The 12,631-nt window shown below is 72.4% G+C and carries 8 protein-coding genes; 4 read left to right on the forward strand and 4 right to left on the reverse strand.

Annotated features, from left to right (window positions below; genetic code table 11):
• Positions 1-5 precede the first annotated feature (5 nt).
• Entirely contained in the window at positions 6-362 is a 357-nt protein-coding gene (locus AC061S_RS12450) for a thioredoxin family protein (protein WP_478685967.1), read from the forward strand.
• Here AC061S_RS12450 and glgB read toward each other — a convergent pair.
• From glgB to AC061S_RS12470, 4 genes are all read right to left on the reverse strand, one after another.
• Positions 340-2,664: a 1,4-alpha-glucan branching enzyme gene (gene glgB / locus AC061S_RS12455; protein WP_478685968.1), complete on the reverse strand. Its 2,325-nt coding sequence runs from the start codon at positions 2,662-2,664 to the stop codon at positions 340-342. The two genes, AC061S_RS12450 and glgB, sit on opposite strands and share 23 nt — an antisense overlap.
• On the reverse strand, positions 2,661-4,106 hold the full coding sequence (locus AC061S_RS12460) for a maltokinase N-terminal cap-like domain-containing protein (protein WP_478685969.1): 1,446 nt from the start codon (positions 4,104-4,106) through the stop codon (positions 2,661-2,663). Before AC061S_RS12460 ends, glgB begins: the two co-directional genes overlap by 4 nt.
• A gap of 152 nt (positions 4,107-4,258) precedes the next feature.
• Positions 4,259-5,953 carry a maltose alpha-D-glucosyltransferase gene (gene treS, locus AC061S_RS12465; RefSeq protein WP_266904332.1) on the reverse strand — a complete coding sequence of 565 codons (1,695 nt, stop codon included), beginning with the start codon at positions 5,951-5,953 and terminating at the stop codon, positions 4,259-4,261.
• Positions 5,950-7,944: an alpha-1,4-glucan--maltose-1-phosphate maltosyltransferase gene (locus tag AC061S_RS12470; protein WP_478685970.1), complete on the reverse strand. Its 1,995-nt coding sequence runs from the start codon at positions 7,942-7,944 to the stop codon at positions 5,950-5,952. The genes treS and AC061S_RS12470 overlap by 4 nt, the downstream gene beginning before the upstream one ends.
• A gap of 324 nt (positions 7,945-8,268) precedes the next feature.
• Here AC061S_RS12470 and AC061S_RS12475 point away from each other — a divergent pair, with 324 nt between their 5' ends.
• The 3 genes from AC061S_RS12475 to AC061S_RS12485 all read left to right on the forward strand — a co-directional run bounded on the left by AC061S_RS12475 (position 8,269) and on the right by AC061S_RS12485 (position 12,574).
• The gene (locus AC061S_RS12475; RefSeq protein ID WP_478685971.1) at positions 8,269-9,120 is read left to right on the forward strand and encodes a hypothetical protein; all 852 of its coding nucleotides are present in this window, start codon (positions 8,269-8,271) and stop codon (positions 9,118-9,120) included.
• A gap of 77 nt (positions 9,121-9,197) precedes the next feature.
• Positions 9,198-11,834, forward strand: a complete 2,637-nt coding sequence (gene glgP / locus AC061S_RS12480; RefSeq protein WP_478685972.1) for an alpha-glucan family phosphorylase — start codon at positions 9,198-9,200, stop codon at positions 11,832-11,834.
• 245 nt (positions 11,835-12,079) lie between these two features.
• Positions 12,080-12,574, forward strand: a complete 495-nt coding sequence (locus AC061S_RS12485) for a hypothetical protein (RefSeq protein ID WP_478685973.1) — start codon at positions 12,080-12,082, stop codon at positions 12,572-12,574.
• Positions 12,575-12,631 lie beyond the last annotated feature (57 nt).

The following is a 12,631-nucleotide window of genomic DNA, read 5'->3' on the forward strand; positions in this document are numbered from 1 at the left end:
ACACGATGAAGGCCCACGGTGTGGCCGAAGTGACCGACGCGGACTTCGAGCGGGAGGTGCTCGCCGAGCGCGGCCGACCCGTCCTGGTGGAGTTCACCGCCGACTGGTGCGGTCCGTGCCGCCAGCTCGCGCCCGTCCTGTCCGCCGTCGCCGCGGAAGAGGCCGACCGCCTCAAGGTCGTCCAGATCGACGCGGACACCAACCCCGCAACGCTCGCGCGCTACGGGGTGCTGTCCATGCCGACCCTGCTCGTCTTCCGCGACGGCGAGCCCGTCCTGCAACTGGTCGGAGCCCGCGCCAAGCGCAGGCTCCTCCAGGAGCTGGAAGGGGTGCTCGGGGCTACCGCCGCGGCATCGGCCTGAGCCAGAGCGTGGCCAGGGGCGGGAGGGTCAGGCGCAGGCTGGCCGGCCGGCCCTGCGCGGGCACCGGCTCGGGGCGCAGCGGCTGGGTGTGGTGGACGCCGCTGCCGCCGTAGAGCTGCTGGTCGGTGTTGAGCACCTCCCGCCACAGCGGTACCTCCTCCGGGACCCCGATCCGGTACCCGTGCCGCACCACCGGCGAGAAGTTCGAGACGCACAGCAGCTGCGAGCCGTCCTGCGCGAACCGCAGGAAGGCGAAGACGTTGTCCTCCGCCGCGTCCGCCTCCACCCACGCGAAGCCCTCCGGCACGGTGTCCCGCTCCCACAGGGCGGGCGCCGCCCGGTAGGTGCGGTTCAGGTCGCCCACGAGGCTGCGTACGCCCCGGTGGTCACCGGCCGCCGCGTACGAGGAGTCCAGCAGCCACCAGTCCGGGCCGTACGTCTCGGACCACTCCGACCCCTGCGCGAACTCCTGCCCCATGAAGAGCAGCTGCTTGCCCGGGTGGGCCCACATGAAGCCCAGGTACGCCCGGTGCGCCGCCCGCTGCTGCCACCAGTCCCCGGGCATCTTCGACACCAGCGAGCCCTTGCCGTGCACCACCTCGTCGTGCGAGATCGGCAGCACGTAGTTCTCGCTGAACGCGTAGATCATCCCGAAGGTCATGTCGTGGTGGTGATACTTGCGGTGCACCGACTCCTTGGACGCGTAGCGCAGGGTGTCGTGCATCCAGCCCATGTTCCACTTCAGGCCGAAGCCGAGCCCGCCCGTGTCGGTGGGCTGGGTGACGCCCGGCCATGCCGTGGACTCCTCGGCGATCGTCACCACGCCCGGGCAGCGCCGGTAGACGGTGGCGTTCATCTCCTGGAGCATCGCCACCGCGTCCGGGTTGTCCCGCCCGCCGTGCTCGTTGGGCGTCCACTCGCCGTCCTTGCGCGAGTAGTCGAGGTAGAGCATCGAGGCCACCGCGTCCACGCGCAGCCCGTCCACGTGGAACTCCTGGCACCAGTACACGGCGTTGGCCACGAGGAAGTTGCGGACCTCCCGGCGTCCGTAGTCGAACTCCAGGGTCCCCCAGTCCGGGTGCGCGGCCCGCCGCGGATCGGGGTGCTCGTACAGTGGCCGTCCGTCGAACTCGGCGAGCGCCCAGTCGTCGCGCGGGAAGTGCGCCGGCACCCAGTCGACGATCACCCCGATTCCGGCCCGGTGCAGCGAGTCCACCAGGAAGCGGAAGTCGTCCGGGGTGCCCATCCGGGAGGTCGGCGCGTAGAAGCCAGTGACCTGGTAGCCCCAGGAGCCGCCGAAGGGGTGCTCGGCGACCGGCATCAGCTCCACGTGCGTGAAGCCGAGCTCCGTCACGTACGCGGGCAGCTGCTCGGCCAGCTGCCGGTACGAGAGGCCGGGCCGCCAGGACGCCAGGTGCAGCTCGTACACGGAGAAGGGGGCCTGGTGCGGCGGGCGTTCCCCGCGCGAGGCCATCCAGTCGGCGTCCTGCCAGGTGTAGGAGGAGGCCGTCACCACCGAGGCGTTGGCCGGCGGGACCTCGGCGTGCTTCGCCATCGGGTCGGCGCGCAGGGTGTGCGAGCCGTCCGGGCGGGTGATGTCGTACTTGTACAGGGCGCCCTCGCCGACACCGGGGAGGAACAGCTCCCAGACGCCGGTCGCGCCGAGCGAGCGCATCGGGAAGGCGACCGAGTCCCAGTACGAGAAGTCCCCGCTGACCCGCACCCCCTGCGCGTTCGGCGCCCACACCGTGAACCGGGTGCCCGCCACGCCCTGGTGCTCCATCGGCTCCGAGCCGAGCGCCGTCCACAGCTCCTCGTGCCGGCCCTCGCCGATCAGGTGCAGGTCGAGCTCGCCGAGCGCGGGCAGGAACCGGTAGGGGTCGTGGACCTCCACCTCGTCGCTGTCGTACGCCACCAGCAGCCGGTAGTCCGGCACCCCGGCCAGCGGCAGCAGCCCGGAGAACAGCCCGTCGCCCTCGTCGAGGAGCTCGGCCCGCAGCCCCTTGGCGACGATGGTGACCGCCTTCGCGTACGGACGCAGCACCCGGAAGGACACCCCGCCCCGCTGGGCACGGGCCCCGAGCACCCCGTGGGGATCGTGGTGGCGGCCCTCCAGCAGCCGGGCCCGCTCCTCCGCGCCCAGCGCCGGCACCGGCCGGACCCCGTGCGCCGGAGCGGCCCGCCGGGCCCGGGGGGCCCGGGGCTTCTTCACACTCGTTTCGGCGGAGGTGCCGGCACCGTCGCTGACGGCGGTCTTGGCTTCGTCGCGGACGGTCGGTGACGGCTGTCGTGCGGCGCTCACGCGAGCGGCCTCCTCGGGGGCTTCGGGTGGGGGGTGGTGGATCCGGGGACGGGGGGACGCGTGCGGTGGACGCCGGGACGCTGCGGCTCCGACAGCCGCCGGATCGCCGCCATCGGCACGTGCAGCCAGTCGGGGCGGTGCCGGGACTCGTAGCGGGCCTCGTACACCGCCTTGTCGGTCTCGTAGGCGCGCAGGAGCACGGGGTCCTCGCGCGGGTCCCGGCCGGTCGTGCGGGCGTAGCCCTCGCAGAAGGCGGCCCGGCAGTCGTCCGCCCAGGCGGGGGCGAACGGCCGGTGCGAGCGGGCCGCGTAGTCGAAGGAACGCAGTATCCCGGCGATGTCCCGGACCGCCGGCTCGGGGCGGCGCCGGTCGGCCAGCGGCCGGGCCGGCTCGCCCTCGAAGTCGATCAGCGCCCAACTGCCGTCCGCGGTGCGCAGGGTCTGGCCCAGGTGCAGGTCCCCGTGGATGCGCTGGGCGGGCACCCCCGCCCCGCGGGAGGCGGCCAGCGCGTCGAAGGCCCCGCGCAGCCCCGCCTCGTAGGGCCGCAGGGCCGGTACCTCGCGGGCGGTGGCGGCGAGCCGGGCCGTCATCCCGGCGGCCAGCCGGGCCGTCTGCTCCGGACCCAGCGCGACGGTGGGCAGGGCCCCGGCCAGCGCGCTGTGCACCTCGGCGGTGGCCCGGCCCAGCGCGTGCGCCTCGGCGGTGAAATCGGCCCCGGTGCGCAGCCGGTGCAGCGCGAGCTGCCAGCCGTCGTCGGAGCCCCGCAGGTACGGCTGGAGCACGCCCAGGGTCAGCGGTTCGCAGCCGGGCAGCTCCGCCTCGTACCAGGCGACCGGCGCGGGCACCCGGGCGCAGCCGGCGGCGGCCAGCGCCCGGGGCAGCTCCAGGTCGGGATTGACCCCGGGGCCGACCCGTCTGAAGATCTTCAGGATGTACGAATCCCCGTAGATCAGCGAGGAGTTGGTCTGCTCCCCGGACAGCGGCCGGGGGGTGGGCGCCTCGGGGATCACGGCGGCCGGATCCCGGTCGAAGCGCAGCGGGCCGAGGGTGCCGGGGGAGCGCAGCCGCTCCAGCAGCAGCGAGGCGAGCCGCGGATCGCCCAGGCCCTCGTAGACCGACTGGCCGGCGTACGGGCCCTGCTCGGCGCGGCCGATCAGCGCGGGCGCGAGGGCCGGCGGCAGCGGGCTCGGGCGGATGCCGAGCAGCAGTTGGTAGCAGTCCCCGTCCACGTCCAGCAGCAGGTGCAGCAGTCCGGGGGCGGAGCCCGGCGGCAGCAGTTCGGCCGCCGAGATGGTCCTGAGCCGTCCGATGGCACGGCCCTTGCCCGCGAACCAGCGCTGCGCGGGCAGCCAGGCCCGCAGCATCGGCTCCAGTGGACCGAGCCCGAGCCCGGCGGCCCGGTCGGCGGTGAGCCGATCCCGGGCGGATGCAGCCTCCGACATGGCGTCGCGTCCTTTCCCCGGGCCGTCAAAGAATGCGCATTGTGTCCCGGATTGCGCTGGTTGCTTCTCCGGTGTGTGCGAGTGTCGGGTCAGGATGATCCGTACAGGGGCGGGCGGTTGACCCATTCGCCGCGCCCGCCCCGGGCCGGCCGCTATTCCGAGCGCAGGCGGAACCAGTAGAAGCCGTGGCCCGCCAGGGTCAGCAGGTACGGCCATTCGCCGATCGGCGGGAAGCGGACGTCGCCGGTGAGTTCCACCGGGACCCGTCCGTTGAACGACCGCAGGTCCAGCTCGGTGGGCTGCGCGAAGCGCGAGAAGTTGTGCACGCACAGCACCAGGTCGTCCCCGTATTCACGGAGGAAGGCGAGCACCGCCGGGTTCGTCGACGGCAGTTCGGTGTACGAGCCGAGTCCGAAGGCCGGGTTGGCCTTGCGGACCTCGATCATCCGGCGGGTCCAGTGCAGCAGCGAAGACGGTGAGGCCATCGCCGCTTCGACGTTGGTCACCTGGTACCCGTGGACCGGGTCCATGATGACCGGCAGGTTCAGCCTGCCCGGATCACACGAGGAGAAACCGGCGTTGCGGTCCGGGGTCCACTGCATCGGCGTGCGCACGCCGTCGCGGTCGCCGAGCCAGATGTTGTCGCCCATGCCGATCTCGTCGCCGTAGTACAGCACCGGCGAACCGGGCAGCGACAGCAGCAGGGCGGTGAACAGCTCCATCTGGTTGCGGTCGTTGTCCAGCAGGGGGGCGAGCCGGCGCCGGATGCCGATGTTGGCCCGCATCCGCGGGTCCTTGGCGTACTCGGCGTACATGTAGTCGCGCTCTTCGTCCGTGACCATTTCGAGCGTGAGCTCGTCGTGGTTGCGCAGGAAGATGCCCCACTGGCAGCGGTCCGGGATCGCCGGGGTCTTCGCCAGGATTTCGGAGACCGGGTAGCGGGACTCTCTTCGCACCGCCATGAAGATGCGCGGCATGACGGGGAAGTGGAAGGCCATGTGGCACTCGTCCCCGCCCTTCTGGAAGTCCCCGAAGTAGTCGACTACGTCCTCGGGCCACTGATTGGCCTCGGCGAGCAGCACCGTGTCCGGGTAGTGCGCGTCGATCTCGGCGCGGACCGCCTTGAGGAGGGTGTGCGTGCGCGGCAGGTTCTCGCAGTTGGTGCCCTCCTCGGCGTACAGGTAGGGCACGGCGTCGAGGCGGAAGCCGTCGATGCCGAGGTCGAGCCAGAAGCGGAGCGCGGAGACGATCTCCTCGACCACGGCCGGGTTCTCGTAGTTGAGGTCCGGCTGGTGGGAGAAGAACCGGTGCCAGTAGTACTGCTTGCGGACCGGGTCGTACGTCCAGTTCGAGGTCTCGGTGTCGACGAAGATGATGCGGGCGTCCTGGAACTGCTTGTCGTTGTCGGCCCACATGTAGTAGTCGCCGTAGGGCCCGTCCGGGTCCTTGCGGGACTGCTGGAACCACTCGTGCTGATCGCTCGTGTGGTTCATGACGAAGTCGATGATCACCCGCATGCCGCGGGTGTGCGCCGCGTCGACGAACTCCACGAAGTCGGCGAGGTCGCCGAACTCGGGCAGCACGGAGGTGTAGTCGGCGACGTCGTAGCCCCCGTCGCGCAGGGGCGAGGCGAAGAACGGCGGGAGCCACAGGCAGTCGACGCCGAGCCACTGGAGGTAGTCCAGCTTGGCGGTGAGCCCCTTGAGGTCACCCACGCCGTCGCCGTTGCTGTCGTGGAAGGACCGTACGAGGACCTCGTAGAAGACCGCCCGCTTGAACCAGTCGGGATCGCGGTCCTTGGCGGGGGTGTCCTCGAACGTGTCGGGGACGGGATCGTTGATCATCATGAGATGGGTGACCCTCCGGTGGGCGGGGACGGTCGCAGAGCCGCCAGTACGTGCGCGGGCGTGCGGCCCGGTTCCAGGCGCACGTAGTTGGCCCTGCCCCAGTGATAGGTCTCGCCGGTGAGCTCGTCGCGCACCGCGAGGGACCCGTGCCAGTCGAGGCCGAGTACCGGCATGTCCAACGAGACCGTCGCCTCCTGGGTGTGGTGCGGATCGAGGTTGACGACCACCAGTACGGAATTGCTCCCCGCGTGCTTCGAATAGGCGATCACCTGTTCGTTGTCGGTCGGGTGGAAATGGATGTCGCGGAGCTGCTGGAGCGCCGGGTTGCGCCGGCGCAGCCGGTTCAGCGAGGTGATCAGCGGGGCGATCGTGCGGCCCTCGCGGTCGGCGGCGGCCCAGTCGCGCGGGCGCAGCTCGTACTTCTCGGAGTTCAGGTACTCCTCGCTGCCCTCCTTGACCGGCGTGTTCTCGCAGAGCTCGTAACCGGCGTAGACACCCCAGGTCGGGGAGAGCGTGGCGGCGAGGACCGCGCGGATCTCGAAGGCGGGGCGGCCGCCGTGCTGAAGGTAGGCGTGCAGGATGTCGGGGGTGTTGACGAAGAAATTCGGCCGCATGACGGAGGCGGAGCGGGTGTCCGCGAGCTCGGTCAGGTACTCGGTCAGCTCGGCCTTGGTGTTGCGCCAGGTGAAGTACGTGTAGGACTGCTGGAAGCCGACGGCGGCCAGTGCCCGCATCATCGCGGGGCGGGTGAAGGCCTCGGCGAGGAAGATCACGTCCGGGTCGGACTTGTTGATGTCCGCGATCACCTTCTGCCAGAAGACCACCGGCTTGGTGTGCGGGTTGTCGACCCGGAAGATGCGGACGCCGTGCTCCATCCAGTGCCGCAGGATCCGCACCGTCTCCTCGACGATGCCGGCCATGTCGGCGTCGAAGTGGATGGGGACGATGTCCTGGTACTTCTTCGGCGGGTTCTCGGCGTACGCGATCGTGCCGTCGGCGCGGTGGCGGAACCACTCCGGGTGCTTCTCCACCCACGGGTGGTCCGGGGAGCACTGCAGGGCGAAGTCGAGCGCCACCTCGATGCGCAGCTCCCGGGCCTTGGCGACGAAGGCGTCGAAGTCCTCCAGGGTGCCGAGCTCGGGGTGGACGGCGTCGTGTCCGCCCTCGGTGGAGCCGATGGCCCAGGGCACGCCGGGATCCCAACTCCCTGCGGACAGGGTGTTGTTCGGGCCCTTGCGGTACGTGCTCCCGATCGGGTGGATCGGCGGCAGGTACACCACGTCGAAGCCCATCGCGGCGATGGCCGGCAGCCGCTCCGCGGCGGTCCGGAAGGTCCCGCTGACGGGAGCCCCGCCGGGCTCCAGCACCGCCCCCTCCGACCGGGGGAACATCTCGTACCAGGAGCCGAAGAGGGCCAGCTTGCGCTCGATCAGCAGCGGCAGCGGCTTGGAGGCCGTCACCAGCTCCCGGAGCGGGCGCTTCGCGAGCAGCGCGTCGATGCGGGGACCGAGGGCGGCCGCGTACCGCTCGGCGACGGGCCGGTCCTCGTCGCGCATCACGTCCGCGGCGGCCAGCACGTGCTCGCGGCCGTCGCGCTTGGGGATCTTGGCGGCGGCGCGCTCGTAGAGCTCGGCGCCCTCCAGGAGGGTGAGCCCGGTGTCGATCCCGGCCGGGATCTTCACCGCCGCGTGGGCCCGCCAGGTGCCCACCGGGTCGCTCCACGCCTCGACGGTGTAAGTCCACCTCCCCTCGACCTCGGCGGACACCCGCGCCCCCCACCGGTCGGTGCCGGGAGCGAGCTCGGACAGGGGCACGGGGGGCCGCAGCCGCCCGCTCGGATCTCGGAGCACGACATGGGCCGCCACGGCGTCGTGCCCCTCGCGGAACACGGTGGCGGAAATCTCGAATACCTCGTCCACGACCGCCTTGGCGGGTCTGACGCCGCAGTCAACGGCGGGGCGGACGTCCAGCACGGGAATGCGACCGATCATGATGGGATCACCTGGGGGCAGTTCGCAGGGCTCGGTGACAACAGGCCAGCCGGCATGGCGGCTGGTAGTGCACGCTCTGTTCGCTCTGTTTCTAGCTGCTCGGAAGACGGCTGGGCTGCGGGCATGGCCGCTCCTGTCCGCGTTCACTCGGGTGGCGGGAGAGGTCGGGGGGAGGTGCGCCGTGCGCGTACCCGGGGAGCCCTTCCCACTCCAGCTCCGCCCAACCCGCGTGCTCGGTTAACTACTCGTACGTACTGGAACGCCTGCCCGGTCCCCGCGGCCCGACACCCGCCCGTGCTCCGTCAACTCGAAGAGGACTACCGGATGTCCGTACCTCCGCTGTTCCGTTACGTGGGACCGCCCGAACTCGCCACGAACCTGCGGGGCGGAGTGCTCGGGCGGCCCGTACGCGCCGCGGCGGACCTCGGCGGCGACCTGGGAGACCCGCACACGTACGTGGTGGACGCCACGGGCGTGCTGAGGATCGCCCCGCGCCGCAGCGAACACGTCGCGTGCGCGGGCGGCGCCCCGGTCCGCGCGGCGGGCGAGATCGGCTTCGCGCGGGACGCGCTGACCGGCTGGACGGCCGTGGAGGTGAGCAACCTGTCCACCGGCTACTGCCCGGACCTGACCGCCTGGCCGGCCGTCGCCGCGGCCCTGGACCGAGCGGGCATCCGCCACCCGGCGGCCTTCACCCACGCGGTGGTCTTCCGCCGGTGCACGTCCTGCGGCGAGTGCAACGTGGTCCGCGACGACTGGTTCGTGTGCGTCTTCTGCGACGACGAACTCCCGCCCGACTGGAACGTGGACGCGAGGCCGGTCCCGCGGGATCCTGCGGTGGCGGAGCTCGTGCGGCGCCTGGCGGCAGGGGACGCGCGGGGGCGGGAGCTCGCGGCCGACGAGGCGGGGGACTGGCCGGAGGCTCGGAATCCGCGGGACGGCCGGGCGCTGTGCTCCGCGCTCGCGCGGGCGGCCGCCCGTGAGGGCGGCCACGGGGCCCTGGAGGCGCAACTCCACGCACTGCTGGAACTCGGCGTGTTCCTGGATCCAGCGGCGGCCGGCGTGCTGCGCACCATCGATCCAGGCGGGCTGCCCGACGGGCTGCGGCCCTATCTCGCCGAACTGTTGGAGGGCGCGGCTCGAGGCGCCATGGCCGCGCGGAGCGGTCGCCGCTAGCCTTCCGAGGGTGACGCTCGCGGTGCACAGCGTGGTGCGGCCGCTCCGATCCGTAATCCCCTGCGAAGGTGGAACGCGTGAAGGCTATCCGTCGATTCACCGTGCGCCCCGTCCTCCCCGAGACCCTCTCGCCGCTCGCCGACCTCGCGCGCAACCTGCGCTGGTCCTGGCACGCCGAGACCCGTGAACTCTTCCAATCCGTCGATCCCGAGGGCTGGCAAGCCGCCGGCGGGGATCCCGTCCGGCTGCTCGGCGCCGTGTCCGCCGCGCGGATCGCCGAGCTCGCCGGGGACCGGCGGTTCCTGCGGCGGCTCGCCGTCGCCGCCGCCGACCTCGATGACTACGTCCACGGCGGGAGGTGGTACCAGAGCCACGAGGCCGCAGCCGAGCTGCCCGCCGGCATCGCCTACTTCTCGCCCGAGTTCGGGATCACCGCCGCCCTGCCCCAGTACTCCGGCGGGCTCGGGATCCTCGCCGGGGACCACCTCAAGGCCGCCAGCGACCTCGGCGTCCCCCTCATCGGTGTCGGACTGCTCTACCGGCACGGGTACTTCCGCCAGTCCCTCTCCCGGGACGGCTGGCAGCAGGAGCACTATCCGGTGCTCGACCCCAACGAACTGCCCGTCGCGCTGGTGCGCGAGGAGGACGGGACCCCCGCGCGGGTGTCCCTGAGCCTGCCCGGCGGCCGGGCCCTGCACGCACACGTCTGGCAGGCCCGCGTCGGCCGGGTGCCGCTGCTGCTCCTCGACTCCGATGTCGAGGACAACGACGCCGTCGCCCGCGAGGTGACCGACCGGCTCTACGGAGGCGGCAGCGACCACCGGCTGCTGCAGGAGATGCTCCTCGGCATCGGCGGGGTCCGGGCCGTGCGCGCCTACTGCCGGATCACCGGGCATCCCGACCCCGAGGTCTTCCACACCAACGAGGGCCACGCCGGGTTCCTGGGACTGGAGCGCATAAGAGAACTGGAGGGGCAGCCGGGACTCGGCTTCGACGCCGCCGTCGAAGCCGTCCGGGCCGGCACCGTGTTCACCACGCACACCCCCGTCCCCGCCGGCATCGACCGCTTCGACCGGGCCCTGGTCGCCCGCCACTTCGGCGAGGGCGGCGAACTGGCCGGCGTACCCGTCGACCGGATCCTGGCGCTCGGCGCCGAGACCTACCCCGGCGGCGACCCCGGGGTGTTCAACATGGCGGTGATGGGCCTGCGCCTCGCCCAGCGGGCCAACGGGGTCTCCACCCTGCACGGCGCCGTCAGCCGGGAGATGTTCGCCGGGCTGTGGCCGGGCTTCGACCCCGCCGACGTCCCCATCACCTCGGTGACCAACGGCGTGCACGCCCCGACCTGGGTGGCGCCCGAGGTGGTGAAGCTCGGCGCGAAGCAGATCGGCGCCGGCCGCACCGAGGACGCCCTCTCCGTCGGCGGCTCGCAGCGCTGGGACGCCGTCGCCGACATCCCCGACCAGGACGTCTGGGACCTGCGCCGGGTGCTCAGGGAGCAGCTCGTACACGAGGTACGGGACCGCCTGCGCGCCTCCTGGCGCCAGCGCGGGGCCGCCGACGCCGAACTGGGCTGGGTGGACTCCGTCCTCGACCCCGACGTGCTGACCATCGGGTTCGCCCGCCGGGTGCCGTCCTACAAGCGGCTCACGCTGATGCTGCGCGACCCCGACCGGCTGCGCCGTCTGCTGCTGGACCCGGACCGGCCCGTGCAGATCGTGGTCGCGGGCAAGGCGCACCCGGCCGACGACGGCGGGAAGCGGCTCGTCCAGGAGCTGGTGCGGTTCGCGGACGACCCCCGCGTCCGCCACCGGATCGTGTTCCTGCCCGACTACGGCATGGCCATGGCCCAGAAGCTCTACCCGGGCTGCGACGTCTGGCTGAACAACCCGCTGCGCCCGCTGGAGGCCTGCGGCACCAGCGGGATGAAGGCGGCGCTCAACGGCTGCCTCAACCTGTCCGTCCTGGACGGCTGGTGGGACGAATGGTTCGAGCCGGACTTCGGCTGGGCCATCCCGACCGCCGACGGACTCGGCGCGGACGAGGACCGCCGCGACGACCTGGAGGCGAACGCCCTCTACGACCTGATCGAGGGCCGGGTCGCCCCCCGGTTCTACGACCGGGCCGGACAGGCCGGACTCCCCGTGCGGTGGATCGAGATGGTCCGGCGCACCCTTGTCTCCCTGGGGCCCAAGGTGCTCGCGGGTCGCATGGTGCGGGAGTACGTGGAGCGGCTCTACGCCCCGGCCGCGCTCTCCCACCGCGCCCTGACCCCGGACGCGGCGCGGGACCTCGCCTGGTGGAAGGGGAGGGTCCGGGCGGCCTGGCCGCAGCTCACCGTCGAGCACGTGGAGGCCCTGACCGCGGGCCCGGTCGGCGGCACCGCCGAGCTCGGGGCCACCCTCACCCTGCGCGTGCAGGTCTCCCTCGACGCCCTGGCCCCCGAGGACGTGGAGGTGCAGGCCGTCGCGGGCCGGGTCGACGCGCAGGACGTGATCCAAGGCGGGCGGGCCTTCCCGCTCAAGCCGGCCGGCGGACCGGACCTGGAGGGCCGCTGGCTGTACGAGGGCCCGCTCGCCCTCGACCGTACGGGGCCCTTCGGCTACACCGTACGGATCCTGCCGGCGCACCCGCTGCTGGCGACCCCGGCCGAACTGGGCCTGGTCGCCGGGCCGGTGGACACGGAGGCGGGGGGCGGCGTGGTGCTGCGCTGACGGCATCGCCCGCCTGGTCGCCGTACCTGGACGCCCCACGTGGTCGCCGCACCCGGACGCCCCGGATCCCGCGCGGATCCGGGGCGTCCGGGCGTTCGAGCGATGAGGGGACCGTGAGGGTGAACCTTCGAACGCGCTGCCGTGCCGAATCGTTTCTCCGTGGCCGTCCGCTCCTACGCTGCCCGCGGATGCCCACCGCACCAGGCATCAGAGGAACCCGAGGAACCCGAGAAACGGACTCCCCCATGCGTCTTCGCACCACCGCCACCGCACTCGTAGGCGCCCTCGCGCTGGTCCTGCCGACCGCCGGGCTGTCGTACGCCAACGACGCCGACGACCGCGAGCGCCTCGGAACCCTGTACTACCGGTACACCGACAGCGACGGTGACACCCGCCGCGGTCAGATCGAGCCCGCCGACAACGACACCTGCTACCAGCTGACGAACGCCTCGCGGAACCACCCGGCCTTCCAGGTGGAGAACGACACGGAGTCGCTGGCGGTGCTCTTCGAGGACCGCTCCTGCGGAGGCGCGGCCGTGGAGACGCTGCAGCCGGGCGAGAGGGCGCGGGACCTGTCGGTGCGGTCGGTCTTCTTCAAGCCCTCCGACGACGGGCACCACGGCCACCACGACCACGACGGCGGCTGGGACGACGACCGCAGCATCGGCGGCCGCGCCGCCGACCGGCAGGCCGGGGAGGCGCCGGACCTCTTCGACCGGATCCTCCGCTCCATCGGCTGATCCCCGTCCGGAGGAGAGGGCCCGGTACCCCTGGGGACTGCCCCACGGGTGCCGGCC

Source organism: Streptomyces sp. CA189 (genome assembly GCF_056428985.1).

Coding starts and splice junctions, on each gene's coding strand:
- AC061S_RS12450 (WP_478685967.1), top strand. CDS start 6: ATGAAGGCCCACGGTGTGGCCGAAGTGACCGACGCGGACTTCGAGCGG.
- AC061S_RS12475 (WP_478685971.1), top strand. CDS start 8,269: ATGTCCGTACCTCCGCTGTTCCGTTACGTGGGACCGCCCGAACTCGCC.
- AC061S_RS12460 (WP_478685969.1), bottom strand. CDS start 4,106: ATGTCGGAGGCTGCATCCGCCCGGGATCGGCTCACCGCCGACCGGGCC.
- AC061S_RS12485 (WP_478685973.1), top strand. CDS start 12,080: ATGCGTCTTCGCACCACCGCCACCGCACTCGTAGGCGCCCTCGCGCTG.
- treS (WP_266904332.1), bottom strand. CDS start 5,953: ATGATGATCAACGATCCCGTCCCCGACACGTTCGAGGACACCCCCGCC.
- AC061S_RS12470 (WP_478685970.1), bottom strand. CDS start 7,944: ATGATCGGTCGCATTCCCGTGCTGGACGTCCGCCCCGCCGTTGACTGC.